Raw genomic sequence first — 23,915 nt, forward strand, 5'->3', positions numbered from 1 at the left:
GAGTGATGCTCTAAAGTCTTCTTTCCTCCTTGTGAAGGTGTACGCCATGACCGCTGCCGCCGACGGCTTCCGCATGCCCGCCGAGTGGGCCCCGCACGAGCGCACGTGGATGGCGTGGCCGTGCCCCAACCCCACGTTCGACGACCCGGAGGGCCTCGACGCGTCGCGTCTCGCGTGGGCCGCCGTCGCCCGCGCCGTACGCCGCTTCGAGCCCGTCACCGTGGTGTGCGGGCCCGCGCAGTCCACGTACGCCTCGGAGCTGCTCGGACCGGACATCGAGGTGACCGAGCGGGAGCTCGACGACGCCTGGATGCGGGACATCGGGCCCACGTTCCTCACCGACGGCAAGGGCGGCCTGGCCGCCGTCGACTGGACGTTCAACGGCTGGGGCGCCCAGGAGTGGGCCCGCTGGGACCACGACTCCAAGGTCGGGACGTACGTCGCCGGCCTCGCCGGAGCGCGGACGTACGCCTCGAAGCTGGTCAACGAGGGCGGCGGCCTGCACGTCGACGGCGAGGGCACCGTCCTGCTCACCGAGACCGTGCAGCTCGGCCCCGAGCGCAACCCCGGCTGGACGAAGGAGCAGGTGGAGGCGGAGGTCCACGCCCACCTCGGCACCACCAAGGCGATCTGGCTGCCGCGCGGGCTCACCGCCGACTACCCGGGCCACGGCTTCGGCACCCTCGGCCACGTCGACATCGTCGCCGCCTTCGCCGCGCCCGGCGTCGTCCTCGTGCACTCCCAGCGCAACCCCGCCCACCCCGATTTCGAGGTCAGCAAGGACGTCGTCGCGGCCCTGACCGGGCAGACGGACGCCCGCGGCCGCACCCTGCGGATCGTCGAGGTGCCCGCCCCGACCGTCCTCAAGGACGACGAGGGCTGGGTCGACTACTCGTACATCAACCACTACCTCTGCAACGGCGGCGTCGTCCTGTGCGCCTTCGGCGACCCGAACGACGAGATCGCCGCGGGCATCTTCCGCGGTCTCTTTCCCGACCGGACCGTGACGCTCGTCGACGCCCGTACGATCTTCGCGGGGGGCGGTGGCATCCACTGCATCACCCAGCAGCAGCCGAAGGTGTGATCAAGGAGTACGGGATGGCCGGTCAGGCCCGCGCGCGGAAGAACGCCCCGCCGCGTGAGGACGTGTTGGCGGCCGCCATGGAGATGATCGCCGAACGCGGCCTGGAGAAGCTGACCATGGCCGCGCTCGGCCGTGCGGTCGGCATGAGCTCCGGCCATCTCCTCTACTACTTCCGCACCAAGGACGAGCTGCTCCTGCGCACCCTGGAGTGGAGCGAGGGCCGCCTCGGCGCCGAGCGCGGCCGGCTCCTCGCCCGGCGGGGCACGGCGCGCGAACGCCTCGACGCGTACGTCGACCTGTACGTCCCCGACGCTGTCGGCGACCCGCACTGGACGCTCTGGCTCGAGGTCTGGAACCGGTCCCTCAACGCCGACGAGGAGGGCCGCGACCGGCAGGCGGCGATCGAGGGGGCCTGGCACCGCGACCTGGTGGCGCTGCTCGCCGAGGGAGTGTCGCGCGGTGAGTTCGCGGCGGTCGACCCGGACCGCTTCGCGTCCCGGCTGCGGGCGCTGCTCGACGGGTTCTCCATCCACGTGGCGATCGGGCTGCGGGGGACGGACCGGGACCAAGTCCTCGTACACGTACGGGAGTTCCTCGACTCCGGGCTCGCCTCGGACTCCTAGCCCTCCGTAGAGGTTGTACGCACTCCGGCTGATTGCCTGTCCCCCTTGTGGTGCGCTTGTATCCCGGTGGGTATCGCTCAACGGCGAGCGAATGGAACAACGGGGGACCCGATCATGTACTGCACCCATCGCAAGCGCATCGCCCTGGCGGTCGCCGCGGGCGTCGTCGCGGCCGCGGTCACCGCCCTGCCGGCCGCCTTCGCCGCCGACGCGGCCGTGGCGCCCCGCACCGAGGGCATCAGCGTCACCGCCGACGGGCGCGCCGCGAACGACCGGTCCGCGGGGGCCGTGATCAGCCGAGACGGCAGGTTCGCGGCCTTCGACTCCGAGGCCACCGACCTCGTGCCGGGCGACACGAACGGGGCGCGCGACATCTTCGTACGCGATCTGCGCACCGGAAGGACGGAGCGCGTATCCGTCGCCGGGCGTCAGGTCAGCGGCCCGTCCCTGAGCGCCGACGGCCGCTACGTCGCGTTCGTCTCCAGCCCCGCGGGCTCCTGGTCCGACCGCGATGTGCGCCTCTACGACCGCAGGACAGGGAGGACCGAACGCCTCGACGTCGAGCTGCCCGACGGCTACCCGGGCGACAGCGCGGGCAGCGTCTCCCTCAGCGCGAACGCGCGCTACGCCGTCTTCGACACGGACGGGCCGCGCTTCGACGGCACGGCCGTCTTTCTGCGCGACCGCGAGGCCGGCACCACCGAGAATGTCAGCCACCCGTACGCGGGCGGCGACGGCGAGCGCGACGCCCACTCACCGACCGTCAGCGACAACGGCCGGTACGTCGTCTACGCCAACTCGTTCGTCAACGGCCCGCGCGGCGACGACTGGAGCGACCTGTGGCTGCGCGACCGCAGGACCGGCGAGCTGTCCCAGGTCGACCGCTCGCACGACGGCTCCAGGACCGAGAAGGAGTCCCTGGACGCGTCCATCAGCGGCGACGGCCGCACCGTCGTCTTCGAGTCGAGGGACACCCACCTCGTGCCCGAGGACAACGACGCCTCCTGGAACGTGTTCGTGCACGACGTGGCCTCCGGCCGCAACCAGCGCGTCCACGGCACGCAGGGCGGACCCGGCGAGGTGTACACCCGCTCGCCCGCGATCAGCGCCGACGGCCGCTTTCTCACCTACCTGTCGGAGCTCACCGAGGCGGGCAGCGAGTACGGCAAGGAGTGGCCGACGTATCTCCGGGACCTGAAGAAGGGCACCACCACGCTCGTCTCCCCGGACACCGGCGGCGGCGCCGCGACGGCGAACGTCCTTCCCGGCGGCATCGCGCGCGACGGCGCCCGCGTCACCTTCGAGTCGTCGGACGCGACCCTCCTTCCGGGTGACACGAACGACGGGAACGACATCTTCGTACGCCACCTGCGCTGACGCCCTCCACGCCTGGGTCCGCCCCGCGGGCGGCGTGTCCACCGTCGCCCGCATCGTGAGACAGGGGCCCCACCGCACGGCAAAGCGTGGCAAGCTGCCTCCGTGCTCTCGTTCGCCATGATTATTGGCAGCAGGCGCGCCGGTCCGCAGTGACCGCCTCGTATCCATCACGTACGGGCGGACACCGTCGCCTCGACCCGCGCGCAGACCTCTCGCACCCGCGAGGGGTTTTTTCGTTTCCCGGCCCAACTGCAGCCGGACACGGAGCGCGAGGGATCATTGGGGGTGGTGGAGCCGGTCATTCCGGTAGACCGAGATCCGACACAGGAGCCAGATCAGCATGACGGAAACCAGCACACCCGACGATTCCTTCCACGTCTTCGACACGACGCTGCGCGACGGCGCGCAGCGCGAAGGCATCAACCTCACCGTCGCGGACAAGCTGACCATCGCGCGGCACCTGGACGACTTCGGCGTCGGCTTCATCGAGGGCGGCTGGCCCGGCGCCAACCCGCGCGACACCGAGTTCTTCGCACGGGCCAAGGAAGAGATCACCTTCCGGCACGCGCAGCTCGTCGCCTTCGGCGCCACCCGCCGCGCGGGCGCCAAGGCCGCCGATGACCCGCAGGTCAACGCCCTCCTCGCGTCCGGCGCGCCCGTCATCACCCTCGTCGCCAAGGCCCACGACCGGCACGTCGAGCTCGCCCTGCGCACCACCCTCGACGAGAACGTGGAGATGGTCCGCGACACCGTCTCCTACCTCGTCTCGCAGGGCCGCAGGGTCTTCGTCGACTGCGAGCACTTCTTCGACGGCTACCGCGCCAACCCCGAGTACGCCAAGGCCGTCGTGCGCGCCGCGGCCGATGCGGGCGCCGACGTCGTCATCCTGTGCGACACCAACGGCGGCATGCTGCCAGCCCAGGTCCAGGCCGTCGTCTCCACCGTCGTCGCGGACACCGGCGCCCGCCTCGGCATCCACGCCCAGGACGACACCGGCTGCGCCGTCGCCAACACCCTCGCCGCCGTCGACGCGGGCGCCACCCACGTCCAGTGCACCGCCAACGGCTACGGCGAGCGCGTCGGCAACGCCAACCTCTTCCCCGTCGTCGCCGCGCTGGAGCTCAAGTACGGCAAGCAGGTCCTGCCCGAGGGCTCGCTGCGCGAGATGACCCGCGTCTCGCACGCCATCGCCGAGGTCGTGAACCTGACCCCGTCGACGCACCAGCCCTACGTCGGCGTCTCCGCGTTCGCGCACAAGGCCGGACTGCACGCCTCCGCCATCAAGGTCGACCCGGACCTCTACCAGCACATCGACCCCGACCTCGTCGGCAACCGCATCCGCATGCTGGTCTCCGACATGGCGGGCCGCGCCTCCATCGAGCTCAAGGGCAAGGAGCTCGGCGTCGACCTCGGCGACGACCGCGAGCTGATCGGCCGCGTCGTGGACCGGGTCAAGGAGCGCGAACTCCAGGGCTACACGTACGAGGCCGCGGACGCCTCCTTCGAGCTGCTGCTCCGCGAGGAGGCCGAGGGCCGCGCCCGCCGCTACTTCCGCGTCGAGTCCTGGCGGGCCATCGTCGAGGACCGCCCCGACGGCACGCACGCCAACGAGGCCACCGTGAAGCTGTGGGCCAAGGGCGAGCGCATCGTCGCCACCGCGGAGGGCAACGGCCCGGTCAACGCCCTCGACCGGGCGCTGCGGGTCGGCCTGGAGCGGATCTACCCGCAGCTCGCCAAGCTGGAGCTCGTCGACTACAAGGTCCGCATCCTGGAGGGCAAGCACGGCACGTCCTCCACCACGCGCGTCCTGATCTCGACGACCGACGGCGTCGGCGAGTGGTCGACCGTCGGCGTCGCGGAGAACGTCATCGCCGCGTCGTGGGGCGCGCTGGAGGACGCCTACACCTACGGACTGCTGCGGGCCGGGGTCGAGCCGGTCGAGTAGTCCGCCGGTCGAGCGGTCCGCCGGTGGAGGGGGCCCGGCCCGCCCGCCAGGGGTCCGTCTGGGTTACGTTCGAAGTATGAGGAATCGGACGAAGCGGATCACGGTCGGACTCTCCGGACTGCTGCTCGCCCTGGGTGCCGTGTCGTTCACGGCGGCGCCCGGGGCCTTGGCGGCCCCCGGGGCGCGGGACGCCTCCAGCGTGTCGGTGGTGGCCGACGCCTGGAAGAAGAGCCCGGTCTACGTCGATCCCGCGGCGTCGGACCAGCTCTCCGCAGAGCAGGCCGACGCCCTCGCCGAGAAGATCAAGAAGGCCGACAAGCCGGTCTTCGTGGCCGTGCTGCCGGACGACTTCCCGCAGCAGGACCTCTTCGGTCAGCTGCGCACCGAGACCGGCGTGACCGGGCTGTACGCGGTCCGGCTCGGCAACGGCTTCGACGCGAAGGCCGACCCGTCCGTACTGACCGGCAACGCCGTCGGCAACCTCGTCTCCCTGGTCCAGGGCGAGAACACCCCGCAGCAGCTCGACCGCTTCGTCGGCCAGGCCCTCGTGCAGGCCGACGGCAAGGCCCCGGAGTCCTGGGGCGGCGGCACGGACAACAGCGTCTCGCCGGGCGCCCTCGTCGGGGTCGGCGTGGTCGTCGTGGCGGGCGCCGGGGGCGCGTACGCGATCATCCGGCGCAAGAAGCGGCGCCACGAGGAGATGCAGCGCGAGTCGCTGCGCAAGCTGTCCGTCGTCGTCGACGAGGACATCACCGCGTTCGGCGAGGAGCTCGACCGGCTCGACTTCCACCCCGCGGAGGCGGGCGCGGACGACGCGATGCGCGCGGACTACGAGCGCGCGCTCGACTCGTACGAGAAGGCGAAGTCGTACATGGCGGCCGCGACGCGCCCCGAGGAGGTACGGGCCGTCACCCAGGCGCTGGAGGACGGCCGCTTCTCGCTGGCCCTGCTCGCCGCGCGCCGGGAGGGACGCGAGCTGCCCGAGCGGCGGGCCCCCTGCTTCTTCGACCCGCGGCACGGCCCCTCGGTCGAGGACGCGACGTGGGCGCCCGCGAACGGCGCGGAACGCTCGGTCCCGGTGTGCGCGGCGGACGCGGCACGCCTCGCGGACGGCCAGGACCCGATGGTGCGGACCGTGGCCACGGAGTCCGGTGACCGGCGCCCCTACTGGGAAGCCGGACCGGCGTACGGGCCGTGGGCGGGCGGGTACTTCGGCGGCGGCATCCTGCCCGGTCTCCTCGTCGGCACGATGCTCGGCGGCATGATGTCGAGCCCCGCGTACGCGGCGGACCACGGCTCCGGCTACGGCGACTTCGGCGGCGGCTACGAGGGCGGCGACTACTCGGGAGCGGACTTCGACGCGTCGGACTTCGGGGGCGGGGACTTTGGCGGCGGCGGGGACTTCGGGGGTGGCGGGGACTTCGGCGGCGGCGGGGACTTCGGGGGTGGGGGCGGGTTCTGAGGGAGCTGGGAGCCGGTTCTGAGGGGGTGGGTGGCCTGACTGGTTGACGGCAGCGAGGGACTGCGAGACGATACGGTTCGTCTTGCTATTCGTCTTGTCGTTCGTCGTCGTTCAATCAGGGGAGGCCGTCATGAGCCAGGTCCAGGAGCAGTACGTCGAGGTCGCGCCGGGAGTCAGGCTGTGGACCGAGCGGCGCGGCGCACCCGACGCCCCCGCGCTGCTGCTCGTCATGGGAGCCCAGGCCTCCGCACTCGGCTGGCCCGAACCGCTGGTCGAGGCCCTGGCCGCACACCACCACGTCATCCGCTACGACCACCGCGACACGGGCCGCTCGGACCGCCCGTTCGACGAAAACCCCTATGCCGTCACGGACTTGGCGCGGGACGCGGTCGCGGTCCTGGACGGTCTCGGCGTCGAGCGGGCGCACATCGTCGGACTGTCACTGGGCGGCATGCTCTGCCAGCTGGTACTCGCCGACCACCCCGAGCGGGTGCTGAGCGCGACCCTGCTGGGAACGTGCGCGCTGAGCGAGACGCCGTACGTACGGCCGGACGGCGTGCGCGTCCCGGTCGCGGAGCTGCCGGGCATCGCGCCCGAGATCCTGGAGATGTGGTCGCGTCCCGTGGAGGACCACGGCCCGGAGGCCGAGCTCGACCGCCGGGTGGAACACTGGCGCCTGCTGAGCGGCGACCAACTGCCCTTCGACGCCGCGTACTTCAGGGAACTGGAACGGGGCGTCATCGATCACGCGGGCGGCTATCTGGAGTCCTCGGCGCACGCTCGCGCCGACAGCTCCGGCATGGTCCGCACGGCCGAACTCGCCGCGAACCGGGTGCCGGTGCTGGTCGTCTCCGCGACGGCGGAACCGGTCTTCCCCGTCCCGCATCCGCAGCACCTCGCCCAGGTCGTCGCCGGGGCGCGTTTGGCGGAGATCCCGGGCATGGGGCATGCGCTGCCGCCGGCGGTGCACGGGTTGCTGGAGAAGGCGATCGTCGAGCACACGGGCGGGGCCGTACCGGAGACGGGCGCCCGATGACTCATCGCGTCCGCGGGCCGGCCGGGGGAGCGGTCACCGGCCAGTCCCCCGGGTGGCCGGGCGGCAGCTCCAAGTCCCGCCGCACCGCCGCGTAATAGGCCCCGCGTGCGATCCGTTGCCGGTCGAGGAGCGACGCCCACGCCTCGGGGTCGTGCGTGTCCTCCCGCAGGAACCGCTCCATCCGGATCACCAGGAGCACCCAGTCCCGGGCCGCGTCGACGACCTCCGGCGAGCCGAGCATCAGCAGCGCCTCCCCCGCGGGGTCCCGCGCCTCGGAGGCATGGGTGAAGTGGGGCACGGCCTCTTCGGGCGAAAGAGGGTGCGGGTGCGGGTCGTTGCCCAGGTGGGCGGCGACCCGGTAGGTGAGGCTGACGGTCAGCTTCAGGACCCTGGCGTACTCGGTGTAGACGGCGAGCCGCCGTTCCTCCCAGCGGGCGGCCTGCTCCCGCCGGAACCGGATCCGGTCCCCCCGCGTGATCGCGACGTAGGACCCGAGCGCGCCGATGATCACGCCGAGGAGTGCGGGCAGTTGCTGTATGAACTCGGGCACAGGCGGAACGGTAGCGCGCGCGGGTCGGCCGGGGGACGGTCGGTGGGGGTGCGGGGTCCGGGGCGGGGTCGGCCCGGGCCCCGGTTCAGGAACCAGCCTTGATCGCCGAGATGTCGAAGCTCAGCTTGATCTTGTCGGAGACGAGCATGCCGCCGGTCTCCAGCGCGGCGTTCCAGGTGAGACCCCACTCCGAGCGCAGGATCTCCGCCTTGCCCTCGAAGCCGACGCGCTCGTTGCCGAACGGGTCCTTGGCCGAACCGTTGAACTCCAGGTCGATCGTGACCGGCTTCGTGGTGCCCAGGATCGTCAGGTCACCGGTGACGCGGTAGTCGTCGCCGCCCAGCGCCTCCGTCTTGGTGGACCGGAAGGTCATCTCGGGGAACTCGTCGGTCTTGAAGAAGTCCGCGCTCTTCAGGTGACCGTCGCGGTCGGCGTTGCCCGTGTCGATGCTCTCCATCTTGATGTCGAGGGAGGCCGTCGAACGGGACGGTTCCGAGCCGTCCAGGTGCAGGGCGCCCGTGAAGTCGAGGAAGGAGCCCTTGACGTTCGTGACCATGGCGTGGCGGGCGACGAAGCCGATCGTCGTGTGCGACGGGTCGATCGTGTACTCGCCGGTCAGCGCGGCGAGGTCGGGGCTGACCGCGGCGGGGGCGGCGGCAGCGGGGGCGGTGACGGTGTCGGTGTCGTTCTTGCGGCCGAAGAGACCCATGACGTGCTCCTTGGGGACGAGCTCCGGTGGGGAGCTGCTGCTTGCTTGCGGAAGCTGCTGTTGAATGTTCAACGAGATCGAAGGTAGCGCGGTTCTGTTCAACTTTCAACCTCTAGAACGGGACGTTCTCGGCGTGGCGGGATGGTGGGGGGTGTGGCGCTGCGGGGGTGCGGTCTGGTGCCACGGTGGCGCTGGGATGGCGTCACGTGCGCGCGCGTCCGTGTTGGCCTGCGGAAACGCCTCTTCAGAGGTGTGGTCGGCACGTCGGTAGCGCCATGGGTGCTTGCAATGGCGCCATCGTGGTGCCATGATGGCGTCATGAACCTCACGCAGTACGTCGATCAGCTCCGGCAGGAACTCGCCGTGGCCGCCGAAGCGGGCGGGGACGAGGCGCGGGCCCTGGCCGAGCGCCTCACCGCCCCGCTGGAGTCGGCCGCCCGGCTCACCCTGCTGAACGCGCTGTCCGCCGCCGCGGACGAGATCACCGTCGACCTCGCGCCCGGCTCGGTGGACGTACGACTGCGTGGCGTCGACCCGGAGTTCGTGGTGACGCCGCCGCCCGCGGGGGAGCCGTTCGACGCCCAGGCCGAGTACGCGGCGCTGATGGCGGCCCAGCCGACGCCGGCCCCGCCGCCGGCCGCGTCCGACGCGGTGGACGACGGGGGCACCGCCCGGGTCAACCTCCGCCTTCCCGCTCACATCAAGGCACGTGTGGAGGAGGCGGCGAGCCGGGACGGCCTCTCGGTCAACGCGTGGCTCGTCCGCGCGGTGTCCGGCGCGTTGGACCAGCCCGACGGCCGGGGTGGCCGGGCGGGTGCGGGGGGTAGCCGCCGCGAGTCCTGGAACTCCGGGACGGGATTCACGGGCTGGGTGCGGTAGCGCGGACGCGCTTTCCATACGCGTCGGCCCACTCCCGGCGCGCATCAGTACTCCCCAACAACCTTCGCTGAACGAGCCCTTGAGGCTCGGCGAGCCCTTAGGACGGGACAGCCATGCCTTCTTTCGACAGCCCGAAGCCCATCAGCGCCACCGTCACCCTCCGGGTCGGGACGCTCCGGATCACCGCCGGGGACCGCAAGAACACGGTCGTCGACGTACGGCCCAGCAGCGCGACGCAGGAAGCGGACGTCAAGGCGGCCGAGCGCACCCGCGTCGAGTTCGCCAACGGCAAGCTGCTGGTCAAGGGGCCCAAGGACCGCCCCATGTTCGGCAAGGGCCCGTCGGTCGACGTGGACATCGTGCTGCCGACGGGGTCCGGGGTGCACGCCACGACCGTCATGGCGCACGTCTCCGCCCAGGGCGGGCTCGGCGACTGCGAGGTCAAGGTCTCGGCGGGCGACATCCAGCTCGAACGGACCGCGTCCGCGAAGCTGACCACGGGGTACGGCGACGTCTCCCTGGGCCGCGCGGACGGGCAAGTCGACATCTCCACGTCCTCCGGCGAGATCCGCGTGGGTGAGGTCAGGGGGACGGTCGACATCAAGAACTCCAACGGCATCACCGTGTTGGGCGACGTCGACGGCGACATCAAGGTGAAGGCGTCCAACGGCTCCGTCACCGTCGACCGCGCGGCCGCCGACATCAGCGTCAAGACGGCCAACGGGGCGGTGCGGCTGGGCGAGGTGGCCCGCGGCGAGACCGTCGTCGAGGCGGCGGCGGGCAAGGTCGAGATCGGCATCCGCGAGGGTACGGCGGCGTGGCTCGACGTACGGACCAAGGTGGGAACGGTCAGCCAGGCGCTGGAGGAGTCGGGACCGTCGGTGCCCGAGGAGCCGGCCGACACGGTAAAGGTGCACGTCCGCACGGGAATCGGCGACATCAAGATCCACCGAGCGTGAGGCGCGCGGCGGGCCCAGGGGCTTGATGCGCCGCCCTGCGGGCCTACGCCTGCGCCTACGGGTGCGGGCCGGGCTTCCCGACTGCCGCTGTGGCCCACCCACCCCCTGGTCCAACCCGGGCCTACTGCGCCCAACCCAGGCCTACTGAGCCCAACCCAGGCCTACTGAGCCCAACCCAGGCCTACTGAGCCCAACCCAGGCCTACTGAGCCCAACCCAGGCCTACTGAGCCCAACCCAGGCCTACTGTGCCTGACTCCGGCCCACCGGGACTGACCCCGGCCTGCCGGTACTGACTTCCTCATCAGGGCGACTCCCTCTCACCGGGCCCGACCTCGACCCATCAGGGTCCGCCCCCTGGAGCGAACGTCCGCTCGTGACGCCGCCCCCCGCGAACACCTCTCCGGCCCTTCGAGCCGCCCCGCCCCGCCCCACGGCCCCGCGGATGCTCCGGCCCAGTTCGCGCCCCGCACAGCCCGGCCTCGGTCGAGCCTCACCGGAATCTCTCTCTTCCTCCGGGGCGCCGCCCTGCCCGAAAGCCCGGCGCCGCGCCGCCACCAGGCGTACCCCGCGGGCCGTGACTCTCCGTTCGAGACGTCACCCCCGCGCCCCAGCACGCCCCACATCCCAGCGCATCCCCGCCCCCCGAAAAGGACCGGACATGCCAACGCTCAGCCACCAGGCTCACCACTCCCGCGACCCCCACCACGCCCACACCCACAACTCCCGCCCCTCCGCCATTACAGCCACCAACCTGCGCAAGGCCTACGGCCAGCAAACCGTGTTGGACGGGATCGATCTCGACATCCCCCAAGGCACGATCTTCTCCCTGCTCGGCCCCAACGGCGCGGGCAAGACGACCGCCGTGCAGATCCTCTCCACGCTCATCTCCGCCGACGCCGGCGAAGCCCGCGTCGCGGGGCACGACCTGGCCCGCGAACCCGACGCCGTGCGCGCCGCGATCGGAGTCACCGGACAGTTCTCCGCCGTCGACAACCTCCTCACCGGCGAGGAGAACCTCACGCTCATGGCGGACCTGTACGGCTTCGGGCGGCGGCAGGGCCGGCACCTGGCCGCCGAACTCGTCGAGCGGTTCGAACTCGTCGAGGCCGCACGGAAGCCCGCCGCGACGTACTCCGGCGGCATGCGGCGACGGCTCGACATCGCGATGACCCTCGTCGGCAGCCCGCGTGTGATCTTCCTGGACGAGCCGACCACCGGTCTCGACCCGCGCAGCCGGCACGGCATGTGGGAGATCGTCCGGCAGCTCGTCGCCGACGGCGTGACCATCTTCCTGACCACGCAGTACCTGGAAGAGGCCGACCAACTCGCGGACCGCATCGCCGTGTTGAGCGGCGGCAAGCTCGTCGCCCAGGGCACCCCCGGCGAGCTGAAGCGCCTCGTCCCCGGCGGCCACGTACAGCTCCGCTTCGCCGACCCCACCGGTCTGGACGACGCCGCCCGGCTGCTCGGCCTCGGCAGCCGGGGCGAGGACGGCCTGACCCTGCACATCCCCAGCGACGGCAGCCTGAAGTCCGTGAAGGCGGTGCTCGACCGCGTCGACGCCACCGGCATCGAGGTCGAGGGGCTCACGATCGACACCCCGGACCTGGACGACGTCTTCTTCGCCGTGACCGGCCGCCCCGACCACGAGAAAGCGATGACCCGATGAGCACCGTCACCACCGGCCCCGCCGCCACCGCCACTTCCGCGGTCACGCGGACCCACCTCCCCGCCCCCACCTCCGCGCTGCAGAACTCCCTCACCATGCTGCGTCGCAACCTCCGGCACGCCCGCCGCTACCCGGCCATGACGATCAGCCTGGTCAGCATGCCCATCGCCATGCTGCTGCTCTTCAACTACGTCTTCGGCGGCACGATGTCCGCCGGTATGGGCGCCCAGGGATCCGGTGACTACATCGACTACCTCGTCCCCGGCATCCTGCTGATGGCCGTCGGCTCCGGTGTCCTGCCCACCACGGTCGGCGTCTGCACCGACATGACCGAGGGCATCGTCGCCCGGTTCCGGACCATGCCGATCAACGGCTCCTCGATCCTCACCGGCCGGGCCGTCGGCGCCGTCATCCAGACGATGATCACCATCGTCTTCGTCACCGGAGTCGCCCTCCTCATCGGCTTCCGGTCCGGCGCCGAACCCGTCGAGTGGCTCGCCGCTGCCGGTCTGCTCACCCTCATGAGCACTGCCCTCACCTGGCTCGCCGTCGCACTCGGCCAGCTCGTCAAGGCGCCGGAGGCGGCCAGTAGCGTCGCTCTGCCCTTCTCCTTCCTGCTGCCCTTCCTCAGCAGCGTGTTCGTGCCGCTCGACTCGATGCCGGGCTGGCTGCGCCACTTCGCCGAGTGGCAGCCCTACACCGCCTTCACCGAGACCCTGCGTGGGCTGCTGACCGGCACCGAGATCGGCAAGTTCGGTCCGCTCGCGGTGGGCTGGGGCGTTGCCATCGCCCTGCTCGGCTTCCTCTGGGCACGCTCACTGTTCAAGCGCGCCGCCACGCGCTGACCCCACAGACCCCACAGACCCCGCGGAGCCACGGGGGTGCCTCGCGGAGAGGGCCGCGCGACGTCAGCGTCGCGCGGCCCTCGACTGTGTCGTGCCCCGCGTACACCGATTCCTGTCACAGGTGTAGACAGCGCTTTCTATACGCTGATACACCCCTGTCGCATGACCCCCACCCGCCGCACCTTCCTCGCCGCAACCGCTTTCACAGCGGCTGCGGCAACCGCAGCGATCCCGGCAGCCGCCGCCTCCGTCCCGGCCGCCCCCGCCGACGAGTTCACCGCCCTCCGCGCCCGCTGGCTGGAGATCTCTCTCGGCATCGGCTACGACCCCGCCACCGAGCCGTACGCCTCCCGCCTGAAAGAGACCGGCGACCTCGCCCGCACCTTCCGTACCGCCATGGCCCCGGCCGCCAAGTCCCTCTGGCCCGACGCCCCCTTCGATCCGCCCGCCGGCATCACCCTCAGCCACAGCAGGCTCTGGACGATGACCCAGGCGTACGTCTGTGAAGGCACCGGACTCACCGGCGACGCCGGGCTCCTCGCCGACGTCCTGCGCGGCCTCGACCACGTCGCCGCCACCGTCTACAACGCCTCCACCACCCGCTACGGCAACTGGTGGGAGTGGCAGATAGGCAGCCCCCGGCTGCTCATGGACATCGTGGCCGCGCTGTACGACGAACTCGGCGCCACCCGCAGGGAGAAGGCCTTCGCCGCCGTCGACCACTTCGTCCCCGACTCCGCGCTCGCCGACTACACCGGCACCTCCACCGGCGCCAACCGCGTCGACCTGTGCCGCTCCGTCGCCCTGCGCGGCATCCTCGGCGGGAACCCGGCCAAGGTCGCCCTCGCCCGCGACGCGCTCTCACCGGTCTTCCCCTACGTCACCAGGGGCGACGGGCTCTACGCGGACGGATCGTTCGTGCAGCACACGTGGGTCGCCTACTCGGGCACGTACGGGCAGGTCATGCTCGACGGTCTCGGGCGGCTCTTCGCGCTGCTCGCCGGGTCGACCTGGGCCGTCACCGACCCCAAGAGGCAGATCATCCTCGACAGCGTCGAGCGGGCGTACGCGCCGCTGATTTTCGACGGACTGATGATGGACAGCGTCAACGGGCGTGCCGTCAGCAGGGGTTATCTGAAGGGTGACGACCGGAAGGTCATGCGGAGCGACCACTTCCATGGGCAGGGCCTGATCGCCGCCATGGCGATGCTCGCGGGCGGCGCGAGTGCCGCCGAGCGGGAGCGGTGGCACGCGCGGATCAAGGGGTGGATCGAGCGGGACACCGTCACCCCGCTGCTCACCGCCCGGCAGCTGGGCGTCGCCGACCTCGCGCGGCTGCACGCCGTGGCGGACTCCGGCGTGCGGGCGGCGCCCGAGCCGGTCGGGCACCGGCTGTTTCCCGCCATGGACCGTGCCGTGCACCGGCGCCCGGGATTCGCGGTGAACCTCTCGATGGCCTCGGACCGTATCGCGTACTACGAGTGCGGCAACGGCGAGAACCCGCGCGGCTGGCACACCGGCGCGGGAATGGTCTATTGGTGGGGCGCCGGGGCCCACGGCGACCAGTACACCGACTGGTTCTGGCCGACCGTCGACCCGTACCGGCTGCCCGGCACGACCGTGTCCGCCAAGCGCCTCCCCGACAGGGCCGGCGGCGAGTGGGGTGCCGCCAGGCCCGCGGTGAAGTGGGTGGGCGGCGCGACCGACGGCGAGTTCGCCGCCGTCGGCCAGCACCTCAAAGGGCTCGGCTCCACGCTCGACGCCCGCAAGTCGTGGTTCTGCGCCGCGGACGCCGTGATCTGTCTCGGCGCCGGGATCAGTGCCGCCGACGGCACCCCCGTCGAGACGGTCGTCGACAACCGCAACCTGGGCGAGTCCGGCACCGCCGCCTTCACCGTCGACGACCGCCCGGACCCGCACTGGGCCCACCTCGACGGCCACGGCGGATGGCTCTTCCCCGGCGGTGCGTCCCAGCTCAGAACGGTCCGCGAGGACCGCGCCGGAGCCTGGTCCGACATCAACACGGGCAGCTCCACCGAGCGGCGGACCAGGCGCTGGCAGACGCTGTGGCTGGACCACGGAACCGACCCCACGGACGCTACGTACGCGTATGTCCTGATGCCCGGCGCCTCCCGACGCACCCTGCGGGCCCGCGCCGCCGACCGCCGCTGGTTGTCGGTCCTCGCCAACTCGGCGAAGGTGCAGGCCGTGGCCGTGGACGCGCTCGGTCTGACCGCCGCCAACTTCTGGCAGGCGGGCGAGGCGGGGCGGCTCGCCGTGACCGCGCCGGCCGGCGTGCTGATACGGCAGCGGGGGAGAGGCGCTACGGTGCACGTGAGTGAACCGCCGCGCACCGGAGAATCCCTCGAATTCACCTGGAACCGACCCGTGTCCCGGGTGGTGACCAAGGACCCCTCGGTCGAGGTCCTCGGCACGGGCCGCTCGCTGCGGCTGCGGATCACGCCGGGCAAGGCCTGCGCGAGCCACCGGTGTGAGGTGACTCTCAGCTGACGCCGGGCCCCGACGGGCCGGGATCCGCGGAGTGGGTTGTGGAAACCCTACAGCTCCAGGGGGTCTGAGCCGTCACTTCTTCATGGGCGTGGCCCGCTTCTGTCCGGGGGTGCCAGGAAAACGGCCCGGAGACTGTTCATAGTCGACGGTCCGTTTCCCCGGCGGCCCTCCGTAAGGTCGCTACATGACCGTTTTGGACGAGACCGCTTCCTCTGGGGGCGAGCCCACCGACTCGCGCGGCCGCGTGGCCGAGCTGCACGAGATCCGTGCGGAGGCACTGCGCGGGCCGAGCGAGAAGGCGACCGAGGCCCAGCACGCCAAGGGCAAGCTGACCGCCCGCGAGCGGATCGAGCTGCTTCTCGACCCGGACTCGTTCAACGAGGTCGAGCAGCTGCGCCGGCACCGGGCCACGGGCTTCGGCCTGGAGGCCAAGAAGCCGTACACGGACGGTGTCATCACCGGCTGGGGCACGGTGGAGGGCCGGACGGTCTTCGTCTACGCGCACGACTTCCGCATCTTCGGCGGCGCGCTCGGCGAGGCGCACGCCACCAAGATCCACAAGATCATGGACATGGCCATCGCGGCCGGTGCCCCGCTGGTCTCGCTGAACGACGGCGCGGGCGCCCGTATCCAGGAGGGCGTCTCGGCGCTCGCCGGCTACGGCGGCATCTTCCAGCGCAACACCAAGGCCTCGGGCGTCATCCCGCAGATCAGCGTGATGCTCGGCCCGTGCGCGGGCGGCGCGGCGTACTCGCCCGCCCTCACCGACTTCGTGTTCATGGTCCGCGAGACATCGCAGATGTTCATCACCGGTCCCGACGTCGTCCGCGCGGTGACCGGCGAGGAGATCACGCAGAACGGCCTCGGCGGCGCCGACGTGCACGCCGAGACCTCCGGCGTCTGCCACTTCGCGTACGACGACGAAGAGACCTGCCTGGCCGAGGTCCGCTACCTGATCTCGATGCTCCCCTCCAACAACCGGGAGAACCCGCCGGTCCACGAGTCGGAGGACCCCGCCGAGCGCCGCTCGGACGTCCTCCTCGACCTCGTCCCGGCGGACGGCAACCGGCCGTACGACATGACCAAGGTCATCGAGGAGCTCGTCGACGACGGCGACTACCTGGAGATCCACGAGCGCTGGGCGCGCAACATCATCTGCGCCCTGGCCCGCCTGGACGGCCAGGTCGTCGGCATCGTCGCCAACCAGCCGCAGGCGCTCGCCGGTGTCCTCGACATCGAGGCGTCGGAGAAGGCCGCGCGCTTCGTGCAGATGTGCGACGCCTTCAACATCCCGATCCTCACCCTGCTCGACGTCCCCGGCTTCCTGCCCGGCGTCGACCAGGAGCACGGCGGCATCATCCGCCACGGCGCCAAGCTCCTGTACGCGTACTGCAACGCCACCGTCCCGCGGATCTCGCTGATCCTGCGCAAGGCGTACGGCGGCGCGTACATCGTCATGGACAGCCAGTCGATCGGCGCGGACCTCACGTACGCGTGGCCGACCAACGAGATCGCGGTCATGGGCGCCGAGGGCGCCGCGAACGTGATCTTCCGGCGCCAGATCGCGGCCGCCGAGGACCCCGAGGCGATGCGCGCGCGCATGGTCAAGGAGTACAAGGCCGAGCTGATGCACCCCTACTACGCCGCGGAGCGCGGCCTCGTCGACGACGTCATCGACCCGGCCGAGACCCGCGAGGTCCTCATCAAGTCCCTCGCCATGCTCCGCAACAAGCATGCCGACCTGCCCTCGCGCAAGCACGGCAACCCCCCGCAGTAGCCCACAAGGAGAACGCTGCAGATGACAACTCCCGACATCCGCGTCGAGAAGGGCCACGCCGAGCCCGAAGAGGTCGCGGCCATCACCGCGATCCTGCTGGCCCGCGCCGCCGCCCAGCCCGCCGCCCCCGCGCGCCGCGGCCGCGACAAGGCCGGCTGGCGCCGCCTGGAGCGCACCCCGGGCTTCCGCGCCCCGCACAGCTGGCAGGGCTGAGCCCCTCCACGGCTTCCGACACCGGGCCCCGTTCTCCTCCGGGAGGGCGGGGCCCGGGTGCGTCCTAGTGGGCGTTGAGCGGGTGGGGGCGTCCGTCGGGAGTACGGCAGTCCCAGAGGGCGCACCAGGCCGGTGGCTCGAAGGCGGCGGGCAGCACGCAGTCATTGAGGAGGGTGACGCACTCGGGCAGGGCGTCGCGCAGTGCCCAGCCGTCGAGATCGTAGCCGTCGAGCTCCAGCCGGGCGAGATGCGCCAACTGTGCCGGGTCGTCGATGCCGCACGGTTGCCCGGTGCCGCTCAACGTGAGGTCCGTCAGGTTGGTGAGGCGGGTCAGCCGGCTCAGGTCGTACCCGGGTGGGAGGGTGCCGAGCTCCAGGACGTGGAGCGAGTCCAGCACGGCCAGGTGGTCGAGCGGCGGCAGCACGGGCCAGTACCGCAGCTTGAGAATCGTGAGATCGGTCAGGTCCTCGATCGCGTCGAGGTTCTCCAGCCGTCCTTTCCCCCGCAGGGACAGCACGCCCAGATCGGTCTGGGCGCGCAGCGGCGTCAGATCGACGTCGCCGCGCACGTCTTCGATCCACAGGCCCCGGACCGGACTCCGTTCGTCCAGGAAGGCCAGGCTTCGGGAGAAGGGATACCCGAACGAGAGCCAGCAGGCTTCCTTGAGCCGGCTCAGGGCGGACCACTGTCCCGCGTGCGTGATGAAGAGGACCTGCTGCTCCAGCGACAACTTTCGCAGGACGGAGTCCGCGTAGGCGTCGGCGTCGAAGTACTCCCACGAGTCCATCAGGAGTTGCTGGACCCGCACCCGGGAATCTGACGCGTACCGCTCCATCCTGGCCAGGGCCCTTTCGCCACCGATCTGCCGCACTGTCCTGATCGTCGCCTCGGCGGTCTTGGCACTGACCCCCTCCAGGGTCGGCGGCAGCCACCGCATGACCGGCGCCCCCACCACGGCCAGCGCGTCCGCTTCCGTCTTCCGCCGAGGTGGCACCAGACGCACCACCGCCTCGTCCAGCACGGCCGCCAGGCCGCTCGGCACCGACGCCATCGTCTCCTGGCACGAGGCCGCGACGAGGCGCAGCGTCCGTGCGTGGCGCGGCTCCCGCTCGGCCCGTTCCAGAATGCCGCCGAGGAGTTCCTCCTGCTGCGTACGGTTCGCATGGCCCGCAGCCATGACGACCGTCTCCCGCCACAGATCCAGGTGCGCCCGCCCCACCAGGTTCCCGATCCGGTCCTCGACCGCGGCCTCCTGTGCCGCCAGGTACTCCTGGAACGTCCGATGCAGGAAGTCCAGCCGGCCTTCGACGGGGGAGCGCAGCACTCCGGAGCGGTGCACGAGATGGTCGAGGACGGCGGGTCCTTCGAGCCCGTCCAGATGACGCATCGCCACGAGCTTCGTGCTGACATGGTCGGCTGCCCGGTCGACGGAGATCTCGGTGCGGCTGTTGTCCGAGAGCCGCCAGGCCAGATCTCGCAGCAGACAGAGCTTGTCCGTCAATGTCAGCGGCGCGGCGAGTTCGCTGTGCACGCCCCGGTCGGTGTCACGCTGCTGCACCAGGACCTCCAGGGTCATCCGGTACAGCTCCATGCGATTGCGCGGCAGCTGCCCCCTGCGCGCCAGGTGCAGGGCGCAGAGGAGCGCCGCGAGCAGCGGGTTCGTGGCCAGGGACTGGAGGTGCGGACGGTCCTGGAGGCTGGTCAGCAAGGAGCGTTCGTAGCCCGGCAGCTCCTCCGGCGAGCAGGGCATTCCCGCGTCCTGACCGTACACCGCCTGATGCCACTGCCGGACGAAGGAGACCAGGTCGGCCGGTGTCATCCGCTCCAGCTGCAGTGCGGTGAACCGCTCGGCACGCAGCCAGTCCACGCGGGCCGCGGCGGGCCGGGAGGTGACCACGACGCGAGTGTCGGCGTAGAGGTGCAGTAGCCCGCGCAGCCAGTCGCGGACTCCGCGCCGCTCGCCCGCGAGGAGTTCGTCCACGCCGTCCACCAGGAGCAGCACCCGCCCGTCCGCGAACGCCCGGTGCAGCCAGCCCGTCGGCATGAGACCGCTCAGCGGACCGGCCACCCGGTCCAGCATCGCCTCCGGCGTGGGCGGCGGCTCCCCGGCGTACTGGCGCAGCTTCACCAGGACGGGTATCAGGCCGTTCCACTCGGCGAGCGCGCCGGTGAAGGCGCCGCGGGCCGCCGTCACCGCGAGCCACTGGAGGAGCGTCGTCTTCCCCGATCCGGCCTCGCCGCGCAGGAGCACCCTGGGGGAGCCCTTGAGCGCGGCCTCCACCCGCATACTGGAAGTGCGCTCGCCCTCGCCCGTATCCCAGAGCTGCGCACCCCTTCTGAGCAGCGGCCTTTTCGGGGCGGATCGGCCGCGGCCGCCGTCGTCCTCGGACGTCCGCAGGCTTACGTACGCCACCGACAGCTTGGTGCGCGGAGCCTGCTCGGAAGGGCCGAGCCCGAACAGTTCGATCTCGTCGAGGGACCGGCTGATCAGCTCCAAATACTGACGCCGGAACGCCTCGTCCTCTCCGGTGCCCTGCGGCGCGTAGAGGGAGCGGGCGGGCAGCCGTTCCAGGACCTTCTCCAGCTCGTCGCCGAGCGAGGTCGTGCGCGCCAGGAGTTCGCTCACCGCCCGCTCGGTGAAGACAGGAAGCCTGCGCAGGACGCGTACGTAGCAGTCGCAGCACTCGCCGAGCACCACCTCGTAGAAGCGCGTCTCCACTTCGGAGAAGCCGCTCGGCATCGGAACCGACGACCGTACGCGGCGGGTCAGCTCGGCCGGGTCGGCGTCGGAGCCGAGGACGGCCTCGTCGGAGAGATCCACCCGTGCGAAGGTGTCGGTGACGGCTTGAAGGACCGCTTCCCTGCCGTTCTCCGTCAGATCGCGGAACTCGTGTTCGAGGAGCGGCTGTACCCGTCCTGCCACCGCGTCGGCTATCTGCTCGAACTGCCGCTCCACGCCGCGGCCGGCCCGTAGCCCCGGCACCCGCACTCTGATCAGTTCGCCCATCGGGGCGCGCGCCTGCTGCTCCCGTTCCTTGGGAGCGAGCCACAGCCGGACCGCTCGTGCGGCCACCGCCCCGCCCAGTTTGATCGCCGCCGCCTCAGCACTCATGTGCGCATTGTGGGCGAACGTGTCGCCAGGCGGTGCCCCTTTCGCCGGAAAGCGGACAACGGGGCAGGTGGGTCACCGCCGATTCCGCCAGCGCCCGGACCGCGGGATGCCAAGGGCGGTCCCGTGGGCCGCTCAGGACCAGGCGGCGCGCGGCCCGCGGAGACACCCGCACCAGCACCAGATCCGCAGGCAGCAGCGGGCGGGACACCTCCGACAGGACCGTCACGCCGATGCCCGCCTGCACCATGCTGATCAGCGTCGCCAGATCGCGGACCCGGTGCGCCGGGGCGAACCGCAGCCCCGCCGGTTCGTGGAGCGCGCGCACGCGGTCCTCGCAGCCGCCCGGCGAGATCAGGAAGTCGTCGTCCGCCAGATCCCGGATGTCGACGACCGGTTCGCCCGCCAGCGGGTGGTCACGGGGGAGCAGGGCGCGGTAGCCGTCGACGGCGAGCCGGACGCCGGGGCCCGGTGGCGGGTCGACCAGGACGGCGGCATCCGCCGTGCCGTTCTCCAGCCAGCCCGCGATCTCGGCACTGTCCCCCTCGAAGACCCGCACCGTGACGTGCGGAAAGCTCTCCCGCCAGTGCGCCGTCAGGCCGGGCAGCAGACCCTGGCAGACCGTGGGTGTCGCGGCCAGCCGCACCGTGCCGGTCAGCGTCCCCGCCACGTCCGCCGCCACCTCCTCGACGCCCCGCACCGCCGACAGCGCGCCGCGGGCGTACGGCAGGACCCGCTCCCCGAGCACCGTCGTGCGGACCTGACCGGCGCGGACGAGCAGCGGCCCGGCCAACTCCCGCTCCAGGGAAGCCACCGCGTGCGAGACCGCCGACTGGCTCACGCCCAACTCGTCGGCGGCCGCACTGAAGCCGCCCGCGTCGACCACGGCGACGAAGGCCCTGAGCTGCGGGACGTTCACGGGCATGAGGTGGCCTCATAGGGCTGTGAGGGTGCTGTGTTGGCCCCATCGTGCCAGGCCGGGTGAGGGTGGTCCCGTGCCGCCCCACCAGGGGGAACAAGGAACGAAGTCGAGGAGAGCCATGCCCCACATCCGAGCCACCGTCACCGGGCCCGACCTGCCCGCCGACGTCTCCCGCGGCCTCGCGGAGGGCCTGACCGGCCTGGCCGTCACCGCGCTCGGCAAGTCCGCCGCGCGCACCATCGTGCACCTCGACCCGGTCCCCGCCGACCGCTACTACGTGGCCGGAAAACCTCTGGTGGACGGCGCCCGCGACGTGCACCTGGAGGTCAGCATCACCGCGGGCACCAACAGTGCGGAGGAGAAGGCGGCCTTCATCACCGGCGCCGCCGCGTTCCTGTCGGAGCTCCTCGGCCCGCTCGCCCGCGGCGGCGTCGCCCTGCACGAACTCCACCCCGAAAGCTACGGCTACCAGGGGGTGACCCAGTTCGCGCACTATCGCGGGAACTGACTGGGGCCCGCACGCCGAAGCGTGCGGGCCCTGATCCGCGTACGGGAAAAAGGTGGGACGGACCGCTATCGGAGCCGCGCCATCAGCGCGTGCTCGACCAGCGTGATCAGCGCGCTCTTCGCGTCCGCGCGGTGCCGCGCGTCGGTCGTGATGATCGGGGTGTCCGGACCGATCTGCAGCGCTTCGCGCACCTCGTCCGGCGTGTAGGGCTGGTGGCCGTCGAAGCCGTTGAGGGCGATGACGAAGGGCAGCCCGGAGTTCTCGAAGTAGTCGACGGCGGGGAAGCAGTCGGCGAGGCGGCGGGTGTCGACGAGGACGACCGCGCCGATCGCGCCACGTACGAGGTCGTCCCACATGAACCAGAAGCGGTCCTGACCGGGCGTACCGAAGAGGTACAGGATCAGGTCCTGGTCCAGGGTGATGCGGCCGAAGTCCATGGCCACCGTGGTGGTGGTCTTGTCTCCGGTGTGGGTCAGGTCGTCGATGCCCGCGGACGCGGACGTCATGACGGCCTCGGTGCGCAGCGGGTTGATCTCAGAGACCGCCCCGACGAACGTGGTCTTGCCCACGCCGAAGCCGCCCGCCACCACGATTTTCGCGCTGGTGGTGGAGCGGGCTGTTGCTCCTCCGCTAGAGCTTGCGAAGTCCACTGAGCACCCTTTCGAGCAGTGTCACGTCTGGCTGGCCGCCGGCGGTCTCGTCGCCGCCGGGCTGATGGATGGCGACAAGTCCGGCCTCCGCCAGGTCGGCTACGAGGATCCGGGCGACGCCGAGGGGGATGGAGAGGAGCGCCGAGATCTCGGCGACCGACTTGATCTCCCGGCACAGGTTGCAGATCCGCTGATGCTCGGGCAACTGGCCCTGCAACTGATGCGGTTGTGCCGTGGTGTGTACCAGCGCCTCGATGGCGAGCTGGTAGCGGGGCCTGGTGCGGCCGCCCGTCATGGCGTACGGGCGCACCAGGGGGTTGTTCGCCGACCCCGCGGGCGCCGGTTCGGGGGCGCGCCGCTGGGGTTGCACTGGCTGAATACGGGGTGCGCGCGCCGGGTTGCCCTGGTCGTACGGACGCGGCCCGGGCTGCTGGGGCTGCGCGTACGGCTGGCGGCGGTGGCTCGGAGCGGAGGGGAAGTTGTACCTGTTCGGACCACCGTCGTGCCGGCCGCCCTGGCCGTGACCAGGGGACCAGTTCGCCGATGACGGACCGTCTGGGGGTGTTGCCACGTTGCTTCCTCCTCCAACTGTGCCGGGCACCATCACTGTGGAGCCGCGTCCCGAACCTTACGGCCACGAGGCGCGAAAACGCACCGTCTGTCTGTTAGTTGAGAAGGCTCCCCTGGAGCTCCGCGCGCAGGTCCGGAGTGAGAACCGTGCCCGCACGATCGACAAGAAGTGCCATTTCGTACCCAACGAGACCGATGTCCGCATCCGGGTGGGCGAGAACGGCGAGCGAGGAGCCGTCGGAAATGGACATGATGAAGAGAAATCCTCGCTCCATCTCCACAACGGTCTGGGTCACGGAGCCGCCCTCGAAGATCCGGGACGCCCCGGCGGTCAGCGAGGTCAGGCCCGAGGCTACGGCCGCGAGCTGGTCCGCACGGTCGCGGGGGAAGCCTTCGGACATCGCGAGGAGGAGTCCGTCGGCGGAGACCACCACCGTGTGGGACACACCGGGGGTGTTGTCCACGAAGTTGGTGATCAACCAGTTCAGGTTCTGCGCCGCCTGGCTCATCGGGCTC

Annotated in this window: 21 protein-coding genes; 14 read left to right on the plus strand and 7 right to left on the minus strand. The window is 71.3% G+C overall.

Annotation, left to right across the window (positions count from 1 at the left end):
- Positions 1-46 precede the first annotated feature (46 nt).
- The 6 genes from NOO62_RS28345 to NOO62_RS28370 all read left to right on the plus strand — a co-directional run bounded on the left by NOO62_RS28345 (position 47) and on the right by NOO62_RS28370 (position 7,527).
- Positions 47-1,084 (plus strand): agmatine/peptidylarginine deiminase, encoded by a 1,038-nt coding sequence (locus NOO62_RS28345; protein ID WP_268773655.1) that lies wholly within the window; start codon positions 47-49, stop codon positions 1,082-1,084.
- Between the two features lie 14 nt (positions 1,085-1,098).
- On the plus strand, positions 1,099-1,707 hold the full coding sequence (locus NOO62_RS28350) for a TetR/AcrR family transcriptional regulator (RefSeq protein WP_268773656.1): 609 nt from the start codon (positions 1,099-1,101) through the stop codon (positions 1,705-1,707).
- 114 nt (positions 1,708-1,821) lie between these two features.
- On the plus strand, positions 1,822-3,084 hold the full coding sequence (locus tag NOO62_RS28355) for a TolB family protein (RefSeq protein ID WP_268773657.1): 1,263 nt from the start codon (positions 1,822-1,824) through the stop codon (positions 3,082-3,084).
- A gap of 340 nt (positions 3,085-3,424) precedes the next feature.
- Positions 3,425-5,029, plus strand: coding sequence for a citramalate synthase (gene cimA / locus NOO62_RS28360; protein WP_268773658.1), 1,605 nt, complete (start codon positions 3,425-3,427; stop codon positions 5,027-5,029).
- Positions 5,030-5,105: 76 nt separating this feature from the next.
- Entirely contained in the window at positions 5,106-6,491 is a 1,386-nt protein-coding gene (locus NOO62_RS28365; protein ID WP_268773659.1) for a hypothetical protein, read from the plus strand.
- 130 nt (positions 6,492-6,621) lie between these two features.
- A complete protein-coding gene (locus NOO62_RS28370; protein ID WP_268773660.1) occupies positions 6,622-7,527 on the plus strand; it encodes an alpha/beta fold hydrolase in 906 nt (301 codons plus the stop codon).
- A gap of 1 nt (position 7,528) precedes the next feature.
- Here the strand turns inward: NOO62_RS28370 and NOO62_RS28375 are convergent, their stop codons facing one another.
- Positions 7,529-8,077: a hypothetical protein gene (locus NOO62_RS28375; RefSeq protein WP_268773661.1), complete on the minus strand. Its 549-nt coding sequence runs from the start codon at positions 8,075-8,077 to the stop codon at positions 7,529-7,531.
- Between the two features lie 85 nt (positions 8,078-8,162).
- Positions 8,163-8,786, minus strand: coding sequence for a YceI family protein (locus NOO62_RS28380; protein ID WP_268775826.1), 624 nt, complete (start codon positions 8,784-8,786; stop codon positions 8,163-8,165).
- 318 nt (positions 8,787-9,104) lie between these two features.
- On the opposite strand from NOO62_RS28380, the gene NOO62_RS28385 reads away from it, so the two are divergent.
- The 7 genes from NOO62_RS28385 (at position 9,105) to NOO62_RS28415 (ending at position 17,640) form a co-directional block, all read left to right on the plus strand.
- A complete protein-coding gene (locus tag NOO62_RS28385) occupies positions 9,105-9,665 on the plus strand; it encodes a hypothetical protein (protein WP_268773662.1) in 561 nt (186 codons plus the stop codon).
- 113 nt (positions 9,666-9,778) lie between these two features.
- Positions 9,779-10,624 carry a DUF4097 family beta strand repeat-containing protein gene (locus tag NOO62_RS28390; RefSeq protein ID WP_268773663.1) on the plus strand — a complete coding sequence of 282 codons (846 nt, stop codon included), beginning with the start codon at positions 9,779-9,781 and terminating at the stop codon, positions 10,622-10,624.
- A gap of 659 nt (positions 10,625-11,283) precedes the next feature.
- Positions 11,284-12,294 carry an ATP-binding cassette domain-containing protein gene (locus NOO62_RS28395; RefSeq protein ID WP_268773664.1) on the plus strand — a complete coding sequence of 337 codons (1,011 nt, stop codon included), beginning with the start codon at positions 11,284-11,286 and terminating at the stop codon, positions 12,292-12,294.
- The gene (locus NOO62_RS28400) at positions 12,291-13,139 is read left to right on the plus strand and encodes an ABC transporter permease (RefSeq protein WP_268773665.1); all 849 of its coding nucleotides are present in this window, start codon (positions 12,291-12,293) and stop codon (positions 13,137-13,139) included. The genes NOO62_RS28395 and NOO62_RS28400 overlap by 4 nt, the downstream gene beginning before the upstream one ends.
- A gap of 162 nt (positions 13,140-13,301) precedes the next feature.
- The gene (locus tag NOO62_RS28405) at positions 13,302-15,650 is read left to right on the plus strand and encodes a polysaccharide lyase 8 family protein (protein WP_268773666.1); all 2,349 of its coding nucleotides are present in this window, start codon (positions 13,302-13,304) and stop codon (positions 15,648-15,650) included.
- A 184-nt stretch (positions 15,651-15,834) separates the two neighbouring features.
- Positions 15,835-17,427 (plus strand): acyl-CoA carboxylase subunit beta, encoded by a 1,593-nt coding sequence (locus NOO62_RS28410; protein ID WP_268773667.1) that lies wholly within the window; start codon positions 15,835-15,837, stop codon positions 17,425-17,427.
- Between the two features lie 21 nt (positions 17,428-17,448).
- Positions 17,449-17,640 (plus strand): acyl-CoA carboxylase subunit epsilon, encoded by a 192-nt coding sequence (locus tag NOO62_RS28415; protein WP_055564440.1) that lies wholly within the window; start codon positions 17,449-17,451, stop codon positions 17,638-17,640.
- A 64-nt stretch (positions 17,641-17,704) separates the two neighbouring features.
- Here the strand turns inward: NOO62_RS28415 and NOO62_RS28420 are convergent, their stop codons facing one another.
- Entirely contained in the window at positions 17,705-20,752 is a 3,048-nt protein-coding gene (locus NOO62_RS28420) for an NACHT domain-containing protein (RefSeq protein ID WP_268773668.1), read from the minus strand.
- The gene (locus tag NOO62_RS28425; RefSeq protein ID WP_268773669.1) at positions 20,742-21,674 is read right to left on the minus strand and encodes a LysR family transcriptional regulator; all 933 of its coding nucleotides are present in this window, start codon (positions 21,672-21,674) and stop codon (positions 20,742-20,744) included. Before NOO62_RS28425 ends, NOO62_RS28420 begins: the two co-directional genes overlap by 11 nt.
- 115 nt (positions 21,675-21,789) lie before the next feature.
- On the opposite strand from NOO62_RS28425, the gene NOO62_RS28430 reads away from it, so the two are divergent.
- Complete coding sequence (locus NOO62_RS28430) at positions 21,790-22,179, plus strand: tautomerase family protein (RefSeq protein ID WP_268773670.1); 390 nt, start codon at positions 21,790-21,792, stop codon at positions 22,177-22,179.
- 65 nt (positions 22,180-22,244) lie between these two features.
- On the opposite strand, the gene NOO62_RS28435 is transcribed toward NOO62_RS28430, so the two are convergent.
- The 3 genes from NOO62_RS28435 to NOO62_RS28445 form a co-directional block, all read right to left on the minus strand.
- On the minus strand, positions 22,245-22,829 hold the full coding sequence (locus tag NOO62_RS28435) for a GTP-binding protein (protein ID WP_030361923.1): 585 nt from the start codon (positions 22,827-22,829) through the stop codon (positions 22,245-22,247).
- Positions 22,810-23,400, minus strand: a complete 591-nt coding sequence (locus NOO62_RS28440; protein WP_268773671.1) for a DUF742 domain-containing protein — start codon at positions 23,398-23,400, stop codon at positions 22,810-22,812. Before NOO62_RS28440 ends, NOO62_RS28435 begins: the two co-directional genes overlap by 20 nt.
- Before the next feature lie 94 nt (positions 23,401-23,494).
- Positions 23,495-23,908 carry a roadblock/LC7 domain-containing protein gene (locus NOO62_RS28445; RefSeq protein WP_055564496.1) on the minus strand — a complete coding sequence of 138 codons (414 nt, stop codon included), beginning with the start codon at positions 23,906-23,908 and terminating at the stop codon, positions 23,495-23,497.
- Positions 23,909-23,915: the final 7 nt, after the last annotated feature.

The organism is Streptomyces sp. Je 1-369 (assembly GCF_026810505.1).
Classification (GTDB): domain Bacteria; phylum Actinomycetota; class Actinomycetes; order Streptomycetales; family Streptomycetaceae; genus Streptomyces.

Coding starts and splice junctions, on each gene's coding strand:
- NOO62_RS28345 (WP_268773655.1), top strand. CDS start 47: ATGACCGCTGCCGCCGACGGCTTCCGCATGCCCGCCGAGTGGGCCCCG.
- NOO62_RS28350 (WP_268773656.1), top strand. CDS start 1,099: ATGGCCGGTCAGGCCCGCGCGCGGAAGAACGCCCCGCCGCGTGAGGAC.
- NOO62_RS28355 (WP_268773657.1), top strand. CDS start 1,822: ATGTACTGCACCCATCGCAAGCGCATCGCCCTGGCGGTCGCCGCGGGC.
- cimA (WP_268773658.1), top strand. CDS start 3,425: ATGACGGAAACCAGCACACCCGACGATTCCTTCCACGTCTTCGACACG.
- NOO62_RS28365 (WP_268773659.1), top strand. CDS start 5,106: ATGAGGAATCGGACGAAGCGGATCACGGTCGGACTCTCCGGACTGCTG.
- NOO62_RS28370 (WP_268773660.1), top strand. CDS start 6,622: ATGAGCCAGGTCCAGGAGCAGTACGTCGAGGTCGCGCCGGGAGTCAGG.
- NOO62_RS28380 (WP_268775826.1), bottom strand. CDS start 8,786: ATGGGTCTCTTCGGCCGCAAGAACGACACCGACACCGTCACCGCCCCC.
- NOO62_RS28385 (WP_268773662.1), top strand. CDS start 9,105: ATGAACCTCACGCAGTACGTCGATCAGCTCCGGCAGGAACTCGCCGTG.
- NOO62_RS28390 (WP_268773663.1), top strand. CDS start 9,779: ATGCCTTCTTTCGACAGCCCGAAGCCCATCAGCGCCACCGTCACCCTC.
- NOO62_RS28395 (WP_268773664.1), top strand. CDS start 11,284: ATGCCAACGCTCAGCCACCAGGCTCACCACTCCCGCGACCCCCACCAC.
- NOO62_RS28400 (WP_268773665.1), top strand. CDS start 12,291: ATGAGCACCGTCACCACCGGCCCCGCCGCCACCGCCACTTCCGCGGTC.
- NOO62_RS28405 (WP_268773666.1), top strand. CDS start 13,302: ATGACCCCCACCCGCCGCACCTTCCTCGCCGCAACCGCTTTCACAGCG.
- NOO62_RS28410 (WP_268773667.1), top strand. CDS start 15,835: ATGACCGTTTTGGACGAGACCGCTTCCTCTGGGGGCGAGCCCACCGAC.
- NOO62_RS28415 (WP_055564440.1), top strand. CDS start 17,449: ATGACAACTCCCGACATCCGCGTCGAGAAGGGCCACGCCGAGCCCGAA.
- NOO62_RS28420 (WP_268773668.1), bottom strand. CDS start 20,752: ATGAGTGCTGAGGCGGCGGCGATCAAACTGGGCGGGGCGGTGGCCGCA.
- NOO62_RS28425 (WP_268773669.1), bottom strand. CDS start 21,674: ATGCCCGTGAACGTCCCGCAGCTCAGGGCCTTCGTCGCCGTGGTCGAC.
- NOO62_RS28430 (WP_268773670.1), top strand. CDS start 21,790: ATGCCCCACATCCGAGCCACCGTCACCGGGCCCGACCTGCCCGCCGAC.
- NOO62_RS28445 (WP_055564496.1), bottom strand. CDS start 23,908: ATGAGCCAGGCGGCGCAGAACCTGAACTGGTTGATCACCAACTTCGTG.